General features: G+C 74.4%; 21 protein-coding genes. 12 read left to right on the forward strand and 9 right to left on the reverse strand.

Translation table 11 applies throughout. From position 1 onward, the window contains the following. Positions 1-305: 305 nt before the first annotated feature. Positions 306-620, forward strand: a complete 315-nt coding sequence (locus KME75_RS12745; protein ID WP_219414829.1) for a hypothetical protein — start codon at positions 306-308, stop codon at positions 618-620. Between the two features lie 224 nt (positions 621-844). On the opposite strand, the gene KME75_RS12750 is transcribed toward KME75_RS12745, so the two are convergent. The 4 genes from KME75_RS12750 to KME75_RS12765 form a co-directional block, all read right to left on the reverse strand. After that, complete coding sequence (locus KME75_RS12750; RefSeq protein WP_219414830.1) at positions 845-1213, reverse strand: hypothetical protein; 369 nt, start codon at positions 1211-1213, stop codon at positions 845-847. Positions 1214-1884: 671 nt separating this feature from the next. Next, a complete protein-coding gene (locus tag KME75_RS12755; RefSeq protein WP_219414832.1) occupies positions 1885-2550 on the reverse strand; it encodes a response regulator transcription factor in 666 nt (221 codons plus the stop codon). A 103-nt stretch (positions 2551-2653) separates the two neighbouring features. Further along, positions 2654-4126, reverse strand: coding sequence for a sensor histidine kinase (locus tag KME75_RS12760; protein ID WP_219414833.1), 1473 nt, complete (start codon positions 4124-4126; stop codon positions 2654-2656). Between the two features lie 99 nt (positions 4127-4225). Beyond that, on the reverse strand, positions 4226-4606 hold the full coding sequence (locus KME75_RS12765) for a hypothetical protein (protein ID WP_219414834.1): 381 nt from the start codon (positions 4604-4606) through the stop codon (positions 4226-4228). A 120-nt stretch (positions 4607-4726) separates the two neighbouring features. Between KME75_RS12765 and KME75_RS12770 the strand changes: the two genes are divergently transcribed. The 4 genes from KME75_RS12770 (at position 4727) to KME75_RS12785 (ending at position 9473) form a co-directional block, all read left to right on the forward strand. Further along, positions 4727-6214 (forward strand): DNA-3-methyladenine glycosylase 2 family protein, encoded by a 1488-nt coding sequence (locus tag KME75_RS12770; protein WP_219414835.1) that lies wholly within the window; start codon positions 4727-4729, stop codon positions 6212-6214. Then, a complete protein-coding gene (locus KME75_RS12775; protein ID WP_219414836.1) occupies positions 6211-6714 on the forward strand; it encodes a methylated-DNA--[protein]-cysteine S-methyltransferase in 504 nt (167 codons plus the stop codon). Before KME75_RS12770 ends, KME75_RS12775 begins: the two co-directional genes overlap by 4 nt. Positions 6715-7372: 658 nt before the next feature. Then, entirely contained in the window at positions 7373-8902 is a 1530-nt protein-coding gene (locus tag KME75_RS12780) for a DNA recombination protein RmuC (RefSeq protein ID WP_219414837.1), read from the forward strand. 16 nt (positions 8903-8918) lie between these two features. Then, the gene (locus tag KME75_RS12785; protein WP_219414838.1) at positions 8919-9473 is read left to right on the forward strand and encodes a DUF6542 domain-containing protein; all 555 of its coding nucleotides are present in this window, start codon (positions 8919-8921) and stop codon (positions 9471-9473) included. Here KME75_RS12785 and KME75_RS12790 read toward each other — a convergent pair. Further along, complete coding sequence (locus KME75_RS12790; protein ID WP_219414839.1) at positions 9385-10362, reverse strand: 4-hydroxy-3-methylbut-2-enyl diphosphate reductase; 978 nt, start codon at positions 10360-10362, stop codon at positions 9385-9387. The genes KME75_RS12785 and KME75_RS12790 overlap by 89 nt on opposite strands. 206 nt (positions 10363-10568) lie before the next feature. On the opposite strand from KME75_RS12790, the gene KME75_RS12795 reads away from it, so the two are divergent. From KME75_RS12795 to KME75_RS12805, 3 genes are read left to right on the forward strand one after another with little or no spacing between them, the layout of a single operon-like run. After that, on the forward strand, positions 10569-11234 hold the full coding sequence (locus KME75_RS12795; RefSeq protein WP_219414840.1) for a lipid droplet-associated protein: 666 nt from the start codon (positions 10569-10571) through the stop codon (positions 11232-11234). After that, a complete protein-coding gene (xseA, locus tag KME75_RS12800; RefSeq protein ID WP_219414842.1) occupies positions 11231-12517 on the forward strand; it encodes an exodeoxyribonuclease VII large subunit in 1287 nt (428 codons plus the stop codon). The genes KME75_RS12795 and xseA overlap by 4 nt, the downstream gene beginning before the upstream one ends. Beyond that, positions 12514-12732 (forward strand): exodeoxyribonuclease VII small subunit, encoded by a 219-nt coding sequence (locus tag KME75_RS12805; protein ID WP_219414843.1) that lies wholly within the window; start codon positions 12514-12516, stop codon positions 12730-12732. The genes xseA and KME75_RS12805 overlap by 4 nt, the downstream gene beginning before the upstream one ends. Before the next feature lie 102 nt (positions 12733-12834). Here the strand turns inward: KME75_RS12805 and KME75_RS12810 are convergent, their stop codons facing one another. Next, positions 12835-13080, reverse strand: coding sequence for a hypothetical protein (locus tag KME75_RS12810; RefSeq protein WP_219414844.1), 246 nt, complete (start codon positions 13078-13080; stop codon positions 12835-12837). A 165-nt stretch (positions 13081-13245) separates the two neighbouring features. Further along, positions 13246-13854, reverse strand: a complete 609-nt coding sequence (locus KME75_RS12815; RefSeq protein WP_219414845.1) for a DUF4245 domain-containing protein — start codon at positions 13852-13854, stop codon at positions 13246-13248. 114 nt (positions 13855-13968) lie between these two features. On the opposite strand from KME75_RS12815, the gene glpX reads away from it, so the two are divergent. Then, positions 13969-15045: a class II fructose-bisphosphatase gene (gene glpX / locus KME75_RS12820; protein WP_219414846.1), complete on the forward strand. Its 1077-nt coding sequence runs from the start codon at positions 13969-13971 to the stop codon at positions 15043-15045. Positions 15046-15093: 48 nt separating this feature from the next. Here the strand turns inward: glpX and KME75_RS12825 are convergent, their stop codons facing one another. Then, a complete protein-coding gene (locus tag KME75_RS12825; RefSeq protein ID WP_219414847.1) occupies positions 15094-15894 on the reverse strand; it encodes a helix-turn-helix transcriptional regulator in 801 nt (266 codons plus the stop codon). A gap of 350 nt (positions 15895-16244) precedes the next feature. Here KME75_RS12825 and KME75_RS12830 point away from each other — a divergent pair, with 350 nt between their 5' ends. From KME75_RS12830 to KME75_RS12840, 3 genes are all read left to right on the forward strand, one after another. Further along, positions 16245-17657, forward strand: coding sequence for a class II fumarate hydratase (locus KME75_RS12830; RefSeq protein WP_219414848.1), 1413 nt, complete (start codon positions 16245-16247; stop codon positions 17655-17657). Positions 17658-17888: 231 nt separating this feature from the next. Next, positions 17889-19070, forward strand: a complete 1182-nt coding sequence (locus KME75_RS12835; protein WP_219414849.1) for an EAL domain-containing protein — start codon at positions 17889-17891, stop codon at positions 19068-19070. A 48-nt stretch (positions 19071-19118) separates the two neighbouring features. Beyond that, positions 19119-20627, forward strand: a complete 1509-nt coding sequence (locus KME75_RS12840) for an ATP-dependent DNA ligase (protein ID WP_219414850.1) — start codon at positions 19119-19121, stop codon at positions 20625-20627. 19 nt (positions 20628-20646) lie between these two features. Here KME75_RS12840 and KME75_RS12845 read toward each other — a convergent pair whose 3' ends face one another. Next, positions 20647-21294: a hypothetical protein gene (locus KME75_RS12845; RefSeq protein ID WP_219414851.1), complete on the reverse strand. Its 648-nt coding sequence runs from the start codon at positions 21292-21294 to the stop codon at positions 20647-20649. Positions 21295-21372: the final 78 nt, after the last annotated feature.

Genomic DNA, 21372 nt, shown 5'->3' on the forward strand with positions numbered 1-21372 from the left:
CCCCGTCGTCCTCGTGGTGCTGCTGATCGGCGGTCTGGTGCTGCGGGCGCGCCGGCGCGGTCAGGAGGATGAGAGGCCTCTCATCCCACTCTCATCGACGGGCCACGCCGGGCCCGGACCGTGGGACGGTGACCCGCGCCCCGACCGGCACCGGCCGGCCTGCGTCCCTCGCCCTGCTGGCACTGGCCGAGCAGTGGCTCGCCCATCGATGAGAACGGCCTCATCCAGCTCTCCCGAACGCCTCACGGCGGCCCGGCACCGTAGTGGATGACAGCGAGAACGCCCTCCCCCGAAGGAGAACCGACATGGCCCGCACCACCTGGAAGGTCCTCACCCTCGGCGCAGCCCTCACCGGGCTCGGCGTCGCCGGTGCCGGATACGCCCTCGCCGACGACGACACCGCGCACCGCGACGACCTGCGGCCGGTCACCGTGAGCTCCGCCGCCGGCTCCGTCGACCCCGCCCCGCTGGCCCCGGCTCCGGTTGACGCCTCCCCCGAGTCCGCCGACTCCCCCTTCGAGAGCCCGGTCGACTCCGCCGAGTCGCCGTTCGACAGCCCTGACGACCAGGACCTCACCCCGGACGGGGACACCCCGGACGACGACGGCGACGACGACTGAGGCACTCGTCGCTCAGGCGACGACGGCGCCGATCGCCCGCGGACTCCCCCGCCGCCACCAGCGGTCACCGGATCCCGGCGGTGGTCGGCGCCGCCCGCCACGAGCACCGGTACGCGACGGGAGCGGTCCTCGCTCAGCCGTCGGCGAGCACGAGGCCGGCGGAGCCGTCTCCGTCGATGAGGGAGGAGGAGCAGGAGCGGCGGGAGGAGGTCTCGTCAGCGGCGTCAGGCGCCCGGCTCCGTCCCCACCGCCGCGCGCTCCTGCACGAGCGCCGACACCCGCTGTCGCGTGACGCCGAACAGCCTGCTGATCCGGCTGATGCTCATGTCCTCGCGCTGCAGCGCCAGCGCCTCTTCGCGGCGGAAGCGACCGCCGACGGTGCCGAGGTCGTCAAGGGCCCGGGACACCGTCTCCACCACGAGCGGCCGCTCCTCGCACTCGACGATCTCGCACCAGCTCAGCCCGGACACGCGCAGGCGCGCCAGCTGTGTGACGCGCACCCGCGCCATCGCGAGCTCGGCGATGGTGCGGTCGAGCTGCTCGCCGAGCTCGTCGAGTGCCGCGACCGCCGGATCGTCATCGTGCTCGGCCACCGGCCCTCCTTCGGCGTCCCTGACGGACGGGCACAGCAAAGCACGATCATCGCGCGGTCGGCGGGGCGGAAGCACCCCCACACCCCTCGCCATGCATCCGAGGCGCCCCGTAATGAGCGGCTCGTGATGCCGTGTCGGCGCCTGTCGATCACCCGATCGCATGAGCTGGGCTAACGCGACCGGACCTGCGTCGATGGTCGAGATGGACCATGTTGTTCTCGGGGGGAAGTGGTGGTTCTCGTGCGGGTGCCGTCCAGGTTGCTCGTCGCAGGGTCCGTGCTCGCGGCGCTGGCGGCCAGCAGCAGCACGGCGCTGACGATGCCGGACCGACGTCCCGGACGTCGCTGCGGGGGTCGGTCGGGACGCGAGCGCGCCGATCGACACGCCGATCACGACGGGTCCGCCGGTCACCGGCGCCCAGATCGCGCAGCTCGCGCTGGCTCCGGCCAGGGACCGGGCGGCCGGCCTGATCGCCGAGCAGCGGGCGGAAGCGGAGGCCGCGGCAGCGGCGGCCGAGGCGGCGGCGCGCGCCGAGGCGGAGCGGGAGGCGGCCCGGGGGCGGGCCTCGCGCCCGACCGTCTCCCCCGACTACCGGCGCATGCGCGCCGAGCTCCGCCAGGCCTGCGAGCGCGGCTGGATCCAGGGCGTGATCTGCCGGGGCGCGTGAGCGGTCACGGGTGGTCGTCGAGCCGGTACCCCATCCCGCGCACCGTGACGATCCGCTCGGCGCCGAGCTTGCGCCGCAGGTAGCGCACGTAGACGTCGACGACGTTGGAGCCGGGGTCGAAGTCGTAGCCCCACACGTGGCTCAACAGCTGCTCGCGTGAGAGCACCTGCCCCGGGTGCCGCAGGAACGTCTCGGCGAGCGCGAACTCGCGCGCCGACAGGTCCACGGTCCGGCCCCCGACCTGGGCCCGGCGGGTGCGCAGGTCCAGCTGCAGGCCGCCGTGGGACAGCACGGTCAGCTCCGGCGACCGGTCGGTCGCGAGCCGCAGCCGCACCCGCGCCAGCAGCTCCTCGAAGCGGAACGGCTTGGGCATGTAGTCGTCGGCGCCGCCCTCGAGCCCGGCGACCGTGTCCTGCACGCTGTCGCGGGCGGTCAGCACGATCACCGGGATCGGGCAGCGCTCGGCGCGCAGCTTGCGGAGGACCGCGAACCCGTCGATGCCGGGCAGCCCGATGTCGAGCACCATCAGGTCGAAGCCGCCGGTCGTCGCGTAGTCGTAGGCCGACGGCCCGTCGCCGACGACGGTGACCGCGAACCCGTTGGCGGACAGGCCCTTCTCGACGAAGGCGGCGATCCGCGGCTCGTCCTCTGCGATCAGGATCCGACTCATCGCATCCCCTCGCTGTGCTTACCCACCCCGCCGGCTGCCGTCCCCCGGTACTCGGGCGGCGCTTCGCGCAGACGCTGTTCCGACGATTCGCTCGCAAGCTGACTCATGCGCAAGACCCCCCGGTCACGACGGCGGGAACGACGACGGTGAACGTGGCGCCGCGGCCGGGCACGCTGTCGAGCAGCACCTGGCCGCCGTGGGCCACGGCGATCGCGCGCACGATGGACAGCCCGAGGCCGGCGCCGTCGGAGCGGGGGCGTGCGCCCGTCCCCCTGGCGAAGCGCTCGAAGATCCGGGCCCGGTCGGCCTCGCTGACGCCCGGCCCGGTGTCGGACACCCAGAACCGCAGGCTGCCGCCCGCGAGCTGCGAGCCGAGCGCGATCCGCGCGCCGGGGCCGGTGTAGCGGCACGCGTTGTCGGCGAGCGCCACGATCGCCTGGGTGATCCGCTGCGGGTCGAGCACGGCGTCGACGCGGGCCGAGGTCTCGAGCACCCACTCCCGGTCCCCGAGCCGCTCGATCTTGTCGAACGCCTCTTCCGTGAGCGCGGCGACGTCGACCGGCCCGGGCTGCAGGAACGTCGGCTGCTCGGAGCGGGCGAGCAGCAGCAGGTCCGACACCATCCGGTTCATCCGGCCCAGCTCGTCGTCGACCAGCGCGACGGTGGAGCGGACGTCGTCGGCGTCGGCCGGGTCGAGCACCTCCAGGTGCCCGCGGACGATCGTGATCGGCGTGCGCAGCTCGTGCCCGGCGTCGTCGACGAACCGGCGCTGCGCCGCCACCCCAGTCTCGACGCGGTCGAGCATCGCGTTCACGGTGCGGACGAGGTCACCCAGCTCGTCGCGCTCGCCGCCGTCGGAGATCCGGTCGGAGAGGTCGGTGTCGGTGATCGTGCGTGCGGTGGCCGCCACGTCGCGAAGCGGCGCCAGGATGCGGCCGGCCACGAGCCACGCCGCGGCCGCCGCACCCAGCACGGTGACGCCGCCGACGAGCAGCATGAGCTGGGCGGCCTCGTTCGCCGGTGCCCGCTCGGCGTCGGCCAGGAAGGCCGCGACGATCACGCCTCGGGACGGGTCGCCCGCGAGCGTCACCGGGAGGGCGAGGTAGCGCACCTCGCCCAGCTGCTCGTTCTCGTAGATCCCCCGCTGCGGCTCGGTGATGCCGCTGACGAGCGCGGTGAACGCGGGATCGTTGGCGAGCACGATCGGCGTGCCGGGCTGCTGCCTGCTCTGGCTCACGAACACGCCGTCGACGTAGCCCAGGAACTTCTCGTTCGGCCGCGCCACGTTGTAGGCGATGGCCTCCTCTATGACGTTCTCGATGCCGGCGAAGGGCTGCCCGGTGCGCGGGTCGATGCCCGATTCCGTGAGCGAGACGAACTCGTCGACCTCGAGCCGCAGTCCGGCCTCGATCCGCTCGTCGGTGGCCTGGATGAGCAGCCGCCACGTCACGAACGTGACCACGGCCATTGCAGCGAGGACGAGCAGCAGGACCCACGCGATGATGCGGGTGCGCGCCGTCGACGGCAGCAGGCGCCGCCGCGGGGACGGCGCCTGCGCGTCGGGCGGCGGAGGCATGGGCGACCTCCCGGTGGCCGTCGTGGCGTCCGCCGGACCGGCGGGCGCCGGTCGCCATCCTCGCCGAGGGCGGGCGCCCGGCCCAACCCGGCGAACCGGTCAGTCGTCGTCATCGGGGCCGTCATCCAGGTCGTCGTCCGGGCCGTCGTCGTCCGGGCCGTCGTCGTCATCGTCGTCCGTCACCGGCGGCGGTGGTTGCACGAAGCCGTTCGGGTCGGGCGCGGGCTGCTCGGGAACGGGAGCAGGAGCGGGCGCGGGTGCCGCCGGGTCGGCGGGCGGCTGCTCGGCGGGCGCGCCGGGGGCCGCGGGGTCGGCGGGCTGCTGTTCGACGGCGGGCGGCGCGGGGACCGCGGGCACCTCGACGGTGATGGGCTCGAGCGGCGGCGCGCCGGCGTCCGCAGCGGACCCGAGCGACGCGACGGCGACCACGACACCGACGACGAGCACCACGGCGGTCGCGATCACCAACGGCATGCGCATGGGATCATCGTCGGGCGCGCCGGTGACCATCGGATGAGAGCCGGATGAGAGGACTCTCATCGAGCGCTCGCGTCCGATTTCCGCCAGCCGCCCCTCCCGTCCGGTGGCAGAGTCTGCACCGTGCTCCTCGACCACGAACGCTGCTACCGCGCCGTCGCCTCGCGGGACGCCCGCTTCGACGGGCACTTCATCACGGCCGTCCGCACGACGGGGATCTACTGCAGGCCGTCGTGCCCGGCCATGACGCCCAAGCGCACGAACGTCGAGTTCCTGCCGACGGCCGGCGCCGCCCAGCAGCGCGGGTACCGCGCCTGCCGTCGCTGCCTCCCCGACGCCGTTCCCGGATCGCCCGACTGGAACCTCCGGGCCGACCTGGCGGCCCGCGCGATGCGCCTGATCTCCGACGGCATCGTGGAACGGGAGGGCGTGCCCGGGCTCGCTACGCGGCTGGGCTACTCCGAGCGCCACCTCAACCGGGTGCTCACCGCCGAGCTCGGCGCCGGGCCGCTCGCGCTCGCGAGGGCACACCGCGCCCACACGGCGCGGCTGCTCATCGAGACCACGCCCCTGGGCATGGCGGACGTCGCGTTCGCGGCGGGCTTCGCCAGCGTCCGGCAGTTCAACGACACGATCCGCGAGGTGTACGGGGTGCCGCCCACGACGCTGCGCGGCGAGGCCGGCCGCCGCCGCCGCGGCGACGTACCGGCGCTGGCCGGCACGCTGGTGCTGCGCATGCCCTACCGGTCGCCGTTCGACGCCGACGGGCTGCTCGCGTTCTTCGCCGCCCGCGCGCTGGACGGCGTCGAGTCGGTCGGGGACGGTACGTACTCGCGCACCCTGCGGCTGCCGCACTGCGCCGCCACCGTGACGCTCCAGCCCGCAGCAGGCCACGTCCTGGCGACGCTGCGCCTGGGCAACCCGCGCGACCTCGGCCCCGCCGTGGCCCGGCTGCGCCGGCTGCTCGACCTCGACGCCGACCCGGTGGCCGTCGACGCGGTGCTGGGTGCGGACCCCGCGCTGGCGCCGTCGGTGGCGGCGGCGCCCGGGCTGCGACTGCCGGGCACGGTCGACGGTGTGGAGACCGCGCTGCGCGCCGTGCTGGGACAGCAGGTGTCCGTGGCCGCCGCCCGCACGGCGGCGGCCCGGCTCGCGGCGGCGCTGGGCGACCGGCTGCCCCCGGAGCTGACCGGACCCACCGAGGGCGGCCCCGACCTGCTGTTCCCCACGGCGGAGGTCATCGCCGAACGCGGAGCCGAAGTGCTCACCGGGCCGGCCCGGCGCATCGCGACCGTGCTCGCGGTCGCCGGGGCCGTGGCCGCCGGCGGGCTCGTACTCGACGCCGGACGCGATCCCGCCGACCTGCGCGCAGAACTCACCGCGCTGCCCGGCGTGGGCCCGTGGACGGCCGGCTACCTCGCGATGCGCCTCCTTAGCGAACCCGACGAGCTGCTCGCCACCGACCTCGCGGTGCGCCGCGGCGCCGAGGCGCTGGGGCTGCCCTCCGACATGGCCGGGCTCGCCGCCCGCGCCGAGAACTGGAAGCCATGGCGGTCCTACGCCGCCACCCACCTGTGGCGGGCCGCCGCGCTCGCCGGAAGGACGTCATGATGACCGCGACCTGGTCCACCCTCGACACCCCGATCGGCCCGTTCACCGCGGTCGTCGACGCCGACGGTGCCGTCCTCGCCTCCGGCTGGACGGCCGACCTCGACGAACTGCTTCCGCAGGTGCACCCGTCCCTGCGCCCCACCGAGCTGACGAACGGCGACCTCGGCCCCGTCGCCGACGCGATCGAGCGCTACCACGCAGGTGACCTGTCCGCCATCGACGGGGTGCCGGTCCGGCAGCGGTCGGGAGAGTTCCTCGAGCACGCGTGGGACGTCCTGCGCGCGGTGCCCGCAGGCGCCCCCGTCACCTACACCGAGTACGCGGCCAAGGCCGGACGGCCGGCGGCCGTGCGTGCTGCCGCGTCGGCGTGCGCGCGGAACGCGGCCGCGCTGTTCGTGCCGTGCCACCGGGTGCTCCGCACCGACGGCACGCTCGGCGGCTTCCGCTGGGGCGTGCCGGCCAAGCGGTGGCTGCTGGACCACGAGGCGGCGCGGGGCTGAGACCCGGGCCGCGACCCGATGATCGCCGTGAGATGACCGTTCCGGCATCTTGGACGACGGGGACGCGCATCTCGCGGCGACCATGGGCGGGCTGATCAGCGCGAGAGGACCGTTTCCGCAGCTCCGACCACACAGACGCACATCTCGCGGCGACCATGAGGCAGTGATCGCCGCGAGATGGCGGTTTCCGCACTTCCGACCACGCAGGCGCACCTCTCGCGACGATCACCGGGCACAGTGATCGCCGCGAGATCACAGTTCCTGCACGTCGGACCGCACAGATCCGCAGTTCGCGGCGATCTTGCCGCTATCGCTCAGGCCCTCGACGCGCAGTACCCCGACCGGCGCCCCACTGATCACCACGAGATGACCGTTCCCGCAGTTCCGCCCGCGCAGACGCGCATCTCAGCGCGATCAGAGGCGAGCTGATCACCACGAGATGGCGGTTCCTGCACTTTCGACCGCGCGGATGCGTATCTCGGGGCGATCATCGGACGGAACCCGACCACCAGCGAGCGTCCGCGTTCCTCCCGGGCCGGCAGTCCTCGACCATCCGTTCGACCGCTCGCCGATTCGCGCCGCCCGCTGGCCGTCAGGTCCCGCATGCCCCGGCGCGCCTGGCCCGATTTCGTCGGCCCCCCGTTGCACCCTGATCGTCATGGACACCGCGACCGTCTCCGTCCTGCTCATCGGCGTGATCGTGGGCGCGGCGCTCGGCGCGGGCGCCGTGTGGTTCCTGCTCGCGTCCCGGTCGCGGGTGGCGGCGGCGGAGGCCGCCCGCGCCGCGGCCGACGCCTCCGCGATGCTCCGGGCCGACGCCGCCGGGCTGCGCGCCGAGCGGGCGGGCCTGCTCGAACGCATCGACGAGCTCGGCGAGCAGCACGACCGGGCGGTCGAGCGGCTGCGGCGGGCGGAGTCCGAGGCGGCGGCCGCGACGGCCGCGCTGCAGAGCGAGCGGGAGGCGGGCGCGCACCGCGAGCAGCTGCTCGTCCGGCGCGACGCCGAGCTGAAGCAGGCGTTCCAGGCGCTGTCGGCCGACGCGCTGGCCCGCAACAACGAGCAGTTCGTAGCGCTCGCCGAGGGCCGCATCAAGGAGGCCACGGCCGCGCTCGCGGCGCGGGCCGACGGCGACGCGGTCGCCCGAGCCGAGGCGGTCGGCAAGCTGCTCGACCCGATGGCGTCGGCGCTGCAGCGGGTCGAGGGCCAGCTGCGCACGGTCGAGAAGGAGCGGGAGTCGGCCTACGCGGGGCTGCGCGAGCAGGTCAGCGCGATGCGGTTCAGCTCCGAACAGCTGCAGCACGAGACGAAGCAGCTGGTCAATGCGCTGCGGGCGCCGCAGGTCCGGGGCCGCTGGGGCGAGCTGCAGCTCGAGCGCATCGTGCAGCTGGCCGGCATGGTGGAGCACTGCGACTTCTCCACCCAGGTCACGGCGCAAGGCGACGACGGCGGCATCCGCCCCGACATGGTGGTGCGCCTGGCGGGCGGCAAGCAGATCGTCGTCGACGCGAAGGTGCCGTTCGCAGCCTACCTGGAGGCCGTGGAGAGCCGCGACCCCGACGTGCACCGCGAGCGGCTGTCCGCCCACGCCCGGCAGCTGCGCCAGCACGTCGACGCGCTGTCGGCCAAGAACTACTGGGCCGCGTTCGAGCCGTCGCCGGAGTTCGTGGTGCTGTTCGTGCCGGGCGACCCGTTCCTCGAGGCCGCCCTGCAGTCCGACCCCGCGCTGCTCGAGCACGCGTTCTCGAGCAACGTCGTGATCGCCACCCCCACCACGCTCATCGCCCTGCTGCGCACCGTCGCCTACAGCTGGCGGCAGGAGGCGCTGGCCCGCAACGCCGCGCAGGTCCACCAGCTCGGCAAGGAGCTGCACAGCAGGCTCGCCACGATGGGCACGCACGTCGCCAAGCTCGGCCGCAGCCTCGACACGGCCGTGGCGAGCTACAACCAGACGGTGTCGTCGCTGGAGTCGCGCGTGCTCGTCACCGCGCGCAAGCTCACCGACCTGGAAGTCACCGACGACGAGCTCGCCGCGCTCGGGCAGGTCGAGCGCGCGCCGCGCACGGTGGCCGCGCCGGAGCTGGTCGCCTCGGCGGCCGATTCACTGGTCGCCCTCCACGAGCTGCAGCGCGCCGACCGCGCGGGCGGTGGGGAGGGCGAGCCGGGACCGAGAGCTACCGTGAACGGATGACCGAGCGGGACGGAGCATGAGCACGCGCGGCGCGGGCGGCCGCTGGCCGATGGCGGAGCGGTCGGTACTGACCACCGTGCTCGGAGTGCCGCCGCTGGCGGCGATCGGGCTCGCGGCCGCCCTCACCGCGCTGGGCGTCTTCGTCGACCTGGCACGTGTCGGCACCCTCGGCGCGGTGTTCACGATCTGCCACATCACCGGGTGCGTCCTGGCGGTCGCCTGGGTGCGCCGCGACGGCCTGTTCGGGCCGATGGTGCAGCCGCCGCTGCTGGTGGCCGTGGCGGTGCCCGTCGTGGTGCTGCTCATGGGCACGCCGAAGCCGGGCGCGGGCGTGGCCGAGAGGCTGCTCGTGATCGGCGCGCCGCTCGTCAACGCCTTCCCGATCATGGCGTGGACCACGGGCCTCGCCCTCGCCCTCGGGGTGTTCCGGCTGGTCGTCCAGCGTCCCGTGGATGCCCCCGCCGAGCCGAAACGGCCGGCGGTCAGCTCCCGGCGCGGCTCTCCTGCCGGTTCCGGGCGGGGCGCAGCTCGCGGGGCAGCGAGAAGGTCAGTGTCTCCTCGGCGGTCGTGACCTCCTCGACGTCGGCCCAGCCGCGCTCGGAGAGGAATTCCAGCACCCCGCGCACCAGCACCTCGGGCACCGACGCGCCGCTCGTCAGGCCGATCGTCTCGACGCCGTCGAGCCAGCTCTCGTCGATGTCGCGCGCGTAGTCGATGAGGTGGGCGGCGCCGGCACCGGCCGACAGCGCCACCTCCACCAGCCGTACCGAGTTGGACGAGTTCTTCGACCCGACCACGAGCACGAGGTCGCAGTGCCCGGCCATCGCCTTCACCGCGACCTGCCGGTTCTGGGTGGCGTAGCAGATGTCGTCGCTCGGCGGGTTCTGCAGCGACGGGAAGCGCTCGCGCAGCGCCCGCACCGTCTCCATCGTCTCGTCGACGCTCAGCGTGGTCTGCGACAGCCACACGACCTTCTCCGGGTCGCGGACCTCCACAGCCGCGACGTCGGCGGCGGTCTCGACGAGCTGGATGTGCTCCGGGGCCTCGCCAGCGGTGCCCTCCACCTCCTCGTGGCCGTGGTGGCCGACGAGCAGGATGTCGTAGTCCTCGCGGGCGAACCGTTTGGCCTCGTGGTGCACCTTCGTGACGAGCGGGCAGGTCGCGTCGATCGTGCGCAGCTCGCGCTGCTTGGCCTGGTCGCGGACCGTCGGGGACACCCCGTGCGCCGAGAACACCACCAGCGCGCCCTCGGGCACCTCGTCGGCGTCGTCCACGAAGACCGCGCCGCGCTCGGTGAGCGTCTCCACCACGTGGACGTTGTGCACGATCTGCTTGCGGACGTAGACCGGCGGACCGTGCTGCTCGAGCGCCTGCTCGACGGCCTCGACCGCCCGGTCGACACCGGCGCAGTAGCCACGTGGCTTGGCCAGCAGGACACGCTTGCTGCTCGCTGCGGTCATACGACCAGCCTACGTGCGGCGGCGGGAGGAACTCGGCGAGACGTGCCCCACGCGCGGAACGGCGCCCGATGTGCCAGCAAGGTGGCGATACTGCCACTGGACGGCAGCATTGCCACCTTGCTGCGACTCGGGCCCCGGAGGGACGCCGCCCGCCACCGCGCCGCCCCCGGGCTGCCTCCCGTTGCCGCACAGGGGAGACTGTGGGCATGAGCCCGCTGCCGCTGCCGGTCCGCGTCGCCGCCGGCCTCGTCGCCACCGCCGTCGAACAGGCCAGGGACCTCCCCCGGCACGTCGTCGAGTTCCCCGTCACCGCGGTGAGCCAGGCGCTGCAGGCGTCGATGCGCGTGCAGCAGAAGGTCACGGACCTCGCGATCAAGGGCGACCGGGCCCTGGGGGCGCTGCGCCCGGTCGAGGACGAGCCGAGCTGGGCCACGTTCGACGACGAGGTGGCGGAGCCGAGCGGCAACGGCTCCAACACGGTCACAAAGCTGCGGCCGCAGGCGGCGCGGCGGGCCGCCGAGGAGCCGCCCGCGGCCCCGGAGCCCGTCGTCGTCGACGAGGAGCCGCCCGCCGTCGAGCGGCCCGAAGCGGAGCCCCTCGAGGACCGGGCCGTGGAGGTGGCGGCCGAGGTCACGGCCGTCGCGGCCGAGGGCGTGGAGCCCGAGCGCACCGGCGCCGAGGACGCTGCCGCGACCGGCCCAAACGTGCTCCCGGGATACCGCGAATTGACGATCCCGCAGCTGCGCGGCCGGCTGCGCCACCTCGACGTGGAGGATCTGCGCGCGCTGCTGGAGTGGGAGACCACCCACGACAACCGCGCGCCGTTCGTCACGATGCTCTCCAACCGGATCACCACGGTCACGGAGGGGTGAGTCAGCCGAACTCGCCGGAGCAGCCCTGGCCGGTCCGCACGGTCGCGCGGAAGATCGCGGAGTGGGTCGACCGGCTCGGCCCGGTGTGGGTGGAGGGCCAGCTCGCGCAGGTGACGGCCCGTCCCGGCACGGGCACGGCGTTCCTCGTGCTGCGCGACCCCGCCGCCGACGTCTCGCTGCAGCTCACCGCGCCGGTCGGGCTCGTGCGCGAGGGCGGCCCGGCCGTCGTCGAGGGCAACCGGGTCGTGGTGCACGGCAAGCCCTCGTTCTTCCTGGGGCGCGGCACGCTGAGCCTGCGCGTCGACCAGATCCGGGCGGTCGGGATCGGCGAGCTGCTGGCCCGCATCGAGCGGCTGCGCAGGCTGCTGGCGGCCGAGGGCCTGTTCGACCACGCGCGCAAGCGGCGCCCGCCGTTCCTGCCCGGTTGCATCGGGCTGGTCACCGGGCGGGCCTCCGCGGCCGAGCACGACGTCGTGTCGAACGCGACGGCGCGGTGGCCGTCGGTCCGCTTCCGCATCGAGCACACCGCGACGCAGGGCGCACTGGCCGTCCCGCAGCTCGTGGAGGCGCTCGGGGTGCTCGACCGCGACCCGCAGGTCGACGTGATCGTGCTGGCCCGGGGCGGCGGCAGCGTCGAGGACCTGCTGCCGTTCTCCGACGAGACGCTGTGCCGCGCCGTCGCCGCCTGCCGCACGCCGGTCGTGTCGGCGATCGGCCACGAGCCCGACACCCCGCTCGTCGACCACGTGGCCGACGTGCGCTGCTCGACGCCCACCGAGGCGGGGCGCAGGCTCGTTCCCGACCTGGCCGAGGAGACCGCGCGGATCGCGGGCCTGCGCGACCGGGCCCGGCGGGCGCTCGGCGGCTGGGTGGACCGCGAGCAACGACTGCTGGCGGCCCTGCGCGCGCGGCCGGTGCTGGCGGATCCGCTGCGCGCGATCGACGCCCGCAGGGACGAGGTGGAGCGGCTGCGCGAGGCGACCCGCGCCTGCGTGCTGCGCGGCCTGGAGCGGCGCGACACCGATCTGGAGCACGTCACCGCCCGGCTGACGGCCCTCGGGCCGGCCGCGACGCTCGCCCGTGGCTACGCGGTGGTGCAGCGCGTGCCGGCCGAGCACGATCCGGGTACGCCGCTGCCGGTGCTGCGGTCGGTCACCGAGGTCGAGCCCGGGGCCAGGCTGCGGATCCGGGTGGCGGACGGGGCGGTGCACGCCGACGTGGCCCCGCAGCCCGGCGAGCCGCCGGCACCGAAGAAGAGGAAGACGAAAGTGAGCACGACATGACCGAGCGGCCCGCCGTCGACGGCCTCGGCTACGAGCAGGCCCGCGACGAGCTCGCCGAGGTGGTCCGCGCCCTGGAGGCCGGCGGGCTCGGCCTCGACGAGTCGGTGGCGCTGTGGGAGCGCGGCGAGGCGCTGGCCCGCCGCTGCGAGGAGCAGCTGGCCGGTGCACGCGAGCGTGTGGAGAAGGCGCTCGACGCCGCAGAGCACGCCGACTGACGGGTCACGCGACCGGTTCGGCCGCGTTGTCGTAGTCGGGCAAGGTGATCGACCCGGCCTTGCCGAACTGGGCGGCGAAGAGCGCCCGCAGCGGCCACCGGGTCATCCACCGGACCGAGAGGGTGCGCATCGCGATCGCGGCGCGGGTCTTCGGCAGGAAACCGCGTTCACACCGCCCGGACGCAGTTGCCGGGCCTGGCGGACGTAGGGCCGCAGCACCGTCTCGTAGGCCGCGAACGCCGCCACGCCGCGCAGCCCGAGCATCGTGCCGGGCTCGCTGTACATCTGGAACCAGCCGTCGAGGTCGTAGCGGTTGGGCACGGTGACGTACGTCGAGACGCAGCCCAACGGCCCACGTCGACACGATCACCTCGCCGGCCGCGGCCGGGAGCTTCCCGAACGTCACGCGGCTGACGGCGCTCGACGACTTCGACCTCGATCTGGACGCCCTGTTCGAGCTGGGCCTGCGGTGTCTGCTCGACGGGCTGCGCGGGGTCCTGGGTCCTGACGGCGCTAGCCGAGGACCTCACCCGTCACCGCGGCGACGGCCAGCGTGCGGAAGTCCGCCTCGCTGCCGCTGCCGGTGATCAGCAGCCGGACGTCGCCGAGGTCGGCGATCCAGGTGGGTTCCTGGCCGTCGCGGCCGTAGGCGCCCCACTGCTGCCCGTCGACGTCCACGACGCCTCGGCCGGGCACCGGATCGGTCCCGGCCTCTACGGCGAGGAGCGCCGCCTCGGGCGCGTCGCTCTGCAGCAGCCGCAGGTAGCGACCCTCGGGGGTGACGAAGCCGGTGCGGACCGCGGTGACCTCACCGACGGTGTCCCGGTCGAGGGAGTTGGCGCGCCACTGCGCCGGCACCGCCGGGATCCGCACCGGGAACTCGACGTGCGGCGCGAGCTCCCGCAGCTCGGCGGGCGCGTCGACGACCGGAAGACTCCCCGCGTCCACGGTTGGGCCGCCGGGCGAGAAGGTGCACCCGCGCGACACCCGGGCCACCACGAGGACGACCACGGCCAGCACGGCCAGCGCCCCCACCATGTCCCGCACGCTCAGGGCCGACCGCGGCGGCTTGGCGGGAGGACGTGGCTGCGCCGGCGGGCGGGGTTCGGGCTCGGAACTCACGTTTCCATCGTCGCAGGGCGTGCTTGTCGTCTCAGCCCAGCCTGCGGAGCGGGCCGGTCTGCCAGGATCATGGCCTTCCCGCGTGCCACGCCCCACGGGAGAAGGAGGCCGGAGATGACCGATCCTGGGACCCCGAACGCCCCGCGCGAGCGGCGGCGGGAGGCCCCCGACCGCAACCTCGCCATGGAGCTCGTCCGCGTCACCGAGGCCGGTGCGATGGCCGCGGGCCGCTGGGTGGGCCGCGGCGACAAGAACGGTGGCGACGGCGCGGCCGTCGACGCGATGCGGCACCTCATCGCCACCGTCTCGATGCGCGGCGTCGTCGTGATCGGCGAGGGCGAGAAGGACGAGGCGCCCATGCTCTACAACGGCGAGGAAGTGGGCAACGGCGAGGGCCCGTGGTGCGACGTCGCCGTGGACCCCGTCGACGGCACCACCCTGATGTCCAAGGGCATGCCGAACGCCGTGGCGGTGCTCGCCGTGGCCGAGCGGGGCGCGATGTTCGACCCGTCGGCGGTCTTCTACATGGAGAAGCTCGCCGTCGGGCCGGAGGCGGCCGACGTCATCGACGTCACCGCGCCCGTGCGCGACAACATCCGCCGCGTCGCCGCGGCGAAGCACATCGGCGTCGGCGACGTCACCGTCGCGGTGCTCGACCGGCCCCGGCACGAGCAGCTCGTGCGCGAGATCCGCCGCACCGGGGCGCGCATCAACTTCCTCGCCGACGGTGACGTGGCGGGCGCCATCTCCGCCGCCCGGCCCGGCACCGGCGTCGACCTGCTCTACGGCATCGGCGGCACCCCGGAGGGCATCATCACCGCGGCCGCCATGAAGTGCATGGGCGGCGCGATGCAGGGCAGGCTGTGGCCCCGCGACGACGAGGAGCGCGCCAAGGCACAGGCCGCGGGCCACGACCTCGACCGCGTCCTCACCACCGACGACCTCGTCCGCGGCGACAACGTGTTCTTCTGCGCCACCGGTGTCACCGACGGCGACCTGCTCCGCGGCGTGCGCTACCACCCCGGTGGGTGCATGACGCAGTCGATCGTGATGCGGTCGAAGTCCGGCACCGTCCGGATGATCGACGGCTACCACCGGCTGACGAAGCTGCGCGAGTACTCGGCGGTGCCGTTCGACCTGACCGCCGACGACGTGGACGCCGACGAGCACCTGGCGCCGCCGCTCCCCTGACGCGGTGCCGTGCCGACGGCACACACCGCAGCACGTGCCGGCGGGCGGTCAGCCGCCCCGGGCGACGTACAACTGCGCTTCCTCCGGCCTCGGGAGGAGGCCGAGGTGCTGGGCGCGCAGCACCGCGGAGAGCCGGTCGGCGACACCGAGCTTGGCGTAGGTGTGCTCCAGGTGCTTGTGCACCGTGCGCTCCCGGATCGCGAGGCGGTGGCCGATCGCGGCCGCGGTGAGGCCGTCGGCGAGCAGCCCCAGCACGGCCAGCTCGCGCGGGGTGAGCCGGAGGTCCGCGGCGGCTTCCGGTTCCGGGGACGTCGTGTTGTTGGCCTCCACCTGCCGGTCCAGCCCGGTGAGCAGCCGCCACAGCAGCGAGGCGAGGCGCGCCTCGTCCGGGCGGAACGCCTCGCTCCGCCCCATCACGAAGGCCCGGTGCGTCCCCGGACCCAACCGCAGCGGCAGCGACAGCTGGTGGGTGCTCGCCGCCGGCTTCGCCAGTTCGGACCATTCGCCGTCCGGGTCCGCGATCCACCGCGGGACGTCGACGGTCTGCACGGGGACCCGGGATCCGGTGTGCAGATAGAACAGCAACAGCGGATGCGCGAGGTGTGCCCGCTGCTCCGTCCACTCGAGCAGCTCGCCGCGGTGGCCGCCGAACTTCTCGTCGAACGGCCAGAGCCGTAGCACGGCCGGGTCCGGGCTGCCGGCCGGGAGGTCGTTGTAGGAGCACCCGGTCAGGTCGAAGGTCTCGCACAGCTGCAGCGCGATCCGCTCGTCGGGCAGCCGCGTCAGCGGCGTCGCGAGCAGGTCCGCGACGAGCTCGAGCCAGTCGCGCTCCGCTTTCCCGACCTCCATGGACGTCCCGTCGCTCGCCTGGGCGTCGCGGTTATCCCCCCGTTGCCGACGTCACCCGGAAAGAGGAACGGGCACCAGCACCGCGGCGCGGCCCGGCCGCAGCAGAACGGCGCCGGGCCGGACGACCCCATCCCCTCCTCGCTCCCCTCCGGGGACAGGTCGTCCGGCCCGGCCGCGCCGCGGGTGACGCGTCCCCGGCCGCGAACGAGGGCCGTGCCCGTGAGCCCCGCGCCGTTCATCCACCGATCCTGGCGCGCCCGTGCGTCGGGGCGGGATACGCACAACTGCGTACCGGGTGGTCGCCGCCACTCTCCGCTGCGCGGCCGGTCCCGCGCGAGAACACTGGGCCCATGGCTACCGACGACGAGGCCGGATTCCGGATCGAGCACGACACCATGGGTGAGGTCAAGGTCCCCGCCGACGCGCTGTGGCGGGCCCAGACCCAGCGGGCCGTGGAGAACTTCCCCATCTCCGGCCGGGGCCTGGAGCGCGCGCAGATCCGCGCGCTGGGCCTGGTCAAGGGCGCGGCCGCCCGCGTCAACGGCCGGATCGGCGTGCTCGCCCCCGAGCTCGCCGACGCGATCGCCGCCGCCGCCGACGAGGTCGCCGCCGGCCGGCACGACGCGCATTTCCCCGTCGACGTGTTCCAGACCGGCTCGGGCACCAGCTCGAACATGAACGCCAACGAGGTGATCGCCTCGGTCGCCGCGCGCGCCGGCGTGGAGGTGCACCCCAACGACCACGTCAACGCGTCCCAGTCGTCCAACGACGTCTTCCCGACGACGATCCACCTCGCCGCCACCGAGGCGCTCGCCACCGACGTGGTCCCGGCGCTGGAACACCTCGCGGGCGTGCTGCGGCAGCGGGCCGCCGACTGGGCCGAGATCGTCAAGGCCGGGCGCACGCACCTGATGGACGCGGTGCCGATCACGCTGGGCCAGGAGGCGGGCGGCTGGGCCACGCAGGCCGAGTACGGCGCCGCCCGGCTGCGCGACGTGCTGCCCCGGCTCGGGCAGCTGCCGATCGGCGGCACGGCGGTCGGCACCGGCCTGAACGCGCCCGACGGCTTCGGCGGCGCCGTGGTCGAGGAGCTGCGGTCCGCGACCGGGCTGGACGCGCTGTCGGAGGCGGCCGACCACATCGAGGCGCAGGGCGCGCGGGACGGGCTCGTCGAGGCGTCCGGGGCACTTCGCACGGTCGCGGTGTCGCTGTTCAAGATCGCCAACGACATCCGCTGGCTCGGTTCCGGCCCGCGCACCGGCCTCGCCGAGCTGCACCTGCCCGACCTCCAGCCGGGCAGCTCGATCATGCCCGGCAAGGTCAACCCGGTGATCTGCGAGGCCACGATGATGGTGGCCGCCCAGGTCATCGGCAACGACGCCACGGTCGCGTTCTCCGGCAGCCAGGGCAACCTCGAGCTCAACGTGATGATGCCGGTCATGGCTCGCAACGTGCTCGAGTCGGCGCGCCTGCTCGCCGCGGCGTCGCGGCTGCTCGCCGACAAGGTGGTGGCGGGCACCGAGGCCGACGCGGAGCGCACGCGCGAGCTCGCGGAGTCGTCGCCGTCGATCGTCACGCCGCTCAACCGGTACCTCGGCTACGAGGAGGCGGCTTCGATCGCGAAGCAGTCGCTGAAGGAGCGCAAGACCATCCGCGAGGTGGTGGTCGAACGCGGTCACGTGGCGGATGGGAAGCTCACCGAGGAGCAGCTCGACAGTGCCCTCGACGTGCTCGCCATGGCCCGCGGGGGCAAGCGCGCCTGACGGGTGGCGCGTCGGGGGCCGACACCACTCGCACCCGGCCTCCGCACCGCGGGCCGACCACGCGCCGCACCGGCCCGACGCCGCTGTGCGACCTCCTGTTGACGCTGGTCACAGCCCTGATGACCCGATCGGCGCAACGCTCCGTTGCTGTCGGTCACGGTTCATCCGGTGTTCACCTTTTCCGCCGCCGCTCGTGGTTGCATGCCCGAGCGGGGCGGAAAGGAGCGCACGATGAGTGACCAGGGGCGTTTCGGCTTCGAGCCGCTGCTGAACCTCGTGAACGGTCGCCCGGTCGGCATGGAGGTGCTGCGGTGGCAGGCGCGCGACCAGGTGGCCGTGGTCGCGCGCAACGCCGTGTGGGGCACGCGGCAGCTGGCCGAGTTCGACTCCGGGATCGCGATCGCGTCGGTCGTGCACGGCACCGGGTACGACGTGAGCGTCCCCCTGCACATCGACGTCCTCGCCGACACCGTCGTGGCGGCCCGCAGGCGGATCGGCCAGCTGCGCACGTCGCTGCGCAGCCGGGAGCACGCGCTGCCCCCGCCGCCGATGCTGCTGGAGATCAACCCTGCGCTGTCGGCGGCACCCCCGGACGCGCTCGCCGACGGCGTGGCCGAGCTGCGGGCCGAGGGCTTCGGCATCGGCTTCGACGCCGTCGGCCGCGGCTTCGGCCTGGACCTCATCGCCGAGCTCGAGCCCGACCTGGTCAAGATCGACCCCGAGCTGGTGGCGCGGCTGCCGCACGTGCCGCGGGCCCACACCGTGGTGCAGGCCCTGCTCGACGTCTGCCGCGCCGTCGGGGTGCGCGTCGCGGCGGTCGGGGTGAGCACGCCCGACCAGCTCGCGGCCGTCCGCGACCACGGCATCCCGTGGGCGCAGGGCCCCCTGCTCGCCGCCCCACGCCGCCGGCCGTCGACGGCCGGGATCCTGCTCCCGGTCGAGCTCATGCCGCACCGGCCGCGGCCGGCGCAGCACCCCCAGGCTTCTCCGGTGGAGCTCCCGCGCGCCTCCGTCGCCGACCTCGCCCAGGCCGCGGTGAGCCTGCCCGAGGAAGCCACCGCCGAGAGCGTGCGCCAGGCTTTGGCCGACCACCCGCAGGCGGGCAGCGTCGTGCTCCTCGACCGCTCCGGCCGCCCGACCGGTTTCCTCGACCGGAACCGCTTCCTGCTCGCGATCTCGGGCCCGTTCGGCCGGGCGCTCTACGCGAACCGGCCGGCCAGGGCGCTCGCCGAGCCGCCACGCACGCTGCTCGCCACCGCCGACCCGCGCAGCGCGCTGGACCACTGCCTCTCCGGCGACCGCACCCGCAGCTACGACGATCTCGTCCTGCTCGACGCCGACCACACCTGCTGCGGGATCGTGCGGGTCACCGACCTGCTCCAGGACGTCAGCGGCAGCCCGTCGGCGGCCTGACCGCCGCGGGACACGGAAACCGTCGGTGGTCGCTGCCACCATGGGGCCGTGCTGCTCACCGACGTCGTCACCACCTCGGCCGCGGTTGGGGCCACCCGGTCCCGCACGGCGAAGACGGCTGCGCTCTCGGCGCTGCTGCGCGAGGCTTCGCCCGACGAGGTGGAGCCCGCCACGGCCTGGCTCGCTGGCGAGCCGCGGCAGGGCCGCATCGGCGCCGGGTGGCGCACGCTGGCCGCGCTCGACGTCCCGCCGGCGGCCGAGCCGTCCCTGGAGGTCGCGGACGTCGACGCCGCACTCGACGCGCTGGCGGCCACCTCCGGTGCCGGGTCCACCGCTCGACGGTCCGCCCTGCTCGGCGAGCTGTTCGGCGCCGCCACAGCCGAAGAGCAGGCGTTCCTGCGCAGGCTGCTCACCGGGGAGCTGCGCCAGGGCGCGCTGGAAGGGGTGATGCTCGAGGCCGTCGCGGCGGCGGCGGAGGTGCCCGCGGCCGCAGTGCGGCGCGCGTTCATGCTGTCCGGGCGGCTCCCCGGCACGGCGCGGCTCGCCCTCATCGCGGGAGTCGACGGGCTCGCGGCCGTGGCGTTGCAGGTGGGCACGCCGGTACGGCCGATGCTGGCCTCCCCCGCCGAGACGCTCGACGCCGCGCTCGCCGAGCTGGGCCCGGAGGTCAGCGTCGAGCACAAGCTCGACGGCGCCCGCATCCAGGTGCACCGGAACGACTCGGAGGTACGGGTCTGGACGCGCACCCTGCGCGAGATCACGGCGGGCGTCCCGGAGCTGGTCGAGCTGGTGCGGGCCCTGCCGTGCCGTTCGGTGGTGCTCGACGGCGAGACGCTCGCGCTCCGCGACGACGGAAGGCCCCGCCCCTTCCAGGAGACGATGAGCAGGTTCGGGGCCGTGCAGGGCTCGGAACTGCTGCAGCCGTTCTTCTTCGACTGCCTCCACCTCGACGGCACCGTCCTGCTCGACGAGCCGCTGGCCGTTCGGCTCGAGGCGCTCAGCAGGGTCGCCGGGCCGCACCGCATGCCGGGCGTCCTGCGGCCGTCCGCGGAGGAGGCGGCCGGTCTGCTGGAAAGCGCACTCGACGCGGGCCACGAGGGCGTGATGGTCAAGTCGCTCGCTGCTCCGTACGCCGCCGGGCGGCGCGGGCGGGCCTGGCAGAAGGTCAAGCCGGTACACACGCTCGATCTCGTGGTGATCGGTGCCGAATGGGGGTACGGGCGGCGCACCGGCACGCTGTCCAACATCCATCTGGGCGCCCGCGATCCCGACGGCGGTGAGCCGATCATGGTGGGTAAGACGTTCAAGGGCATGACCGACGAGCTGCTCGCCTGGCAGACCACCACGTTCCCGGCGCTCGTCCACACCCGCCGCGGCCACGAGGTCCTGCTGCGGCCCGAACTGGTCGTCGAGATCGAGCTCGACGGTGCGCAGCGCAGCACCCGCTATCCCGGCGGCGTGGCACTGCGGTTCGCCCGCGTGCTGCGCTACCGGCCCGACAAGACCCCCGAGGAGGCCGACACGATCCACGCCGTGCGCGCGCTGCTGCGCGACTGAGCGGGCCCGTGCGGCGCCGTCAGCCCGCCGGCCCCGAGAACCCCGGTGCGAATTCGTCCTCGTCGCGGCAGGCTTCCCCCATCGGCGGGGCCGGTGCGCGGCACCGTCGGAAGCCCGGGGGGAGAACGTGCTGACGGTGGTCGGGAGCGACCGGCGTGCCGAGGTCACCGCGGCCGCCCGAGCGGGCTTCGGTCCGTTCGCGCGGTTCGCCCGCGCCGAGGTCCGGCTGCTCGCCGCGCTGCTCGACGAGGACGAGACGATCGAGGCGTTCCTCGGCGCCACGCTCCACAGACGCGCTCGCCCCGGGCGGGGATGCGTCGTCGTCGCCACCTCGCGCCGGCTGCTCGTCGTCGGCGCCACGCCGTGGCGCCGGCGCGTGCTGGCCGACATAGCGTGGTCCGATGTGCGCGCTGCCGTGCCCGCGCCCCGAGGTGGGGCCGTGATCAGTACGTCGGGCGCGCAGCTGCGGTTCAGGCAGGTCGTTCCCGCAGTCGAGCTCGCCGTCGTCGCCGAGATCGCCGCCGGCGGCGCGACCAGGGCGCTCGGGCAGGCGCGGGCGGTGTGCCGGCGGGTGTTCGGCCGGAAGTCGTGGCTGTACGACGACGCGCTCCCCCGCCTCGCGCGGGAGCTCCGCGTCGGCGAGGAGCTCCTCGACCTCGCGTGGCACGTGGGGTGGGGCGGACAGCCGAGCGGGCTCGTCACGCTCACGTCGGACCGGGTGGGCCTGTTCCCGAGCTCGGCCCGC

The organism is Pseudonocardia nigra (assembly GCF_019396355.1).
GTDB classification, from domain to species: Bacteria; Actinomycetota; Actinomycetes; order Mycobacteriales; family Pseudonocardiaceae; genus Pseudonocardia; species Pseudonocardia nigra.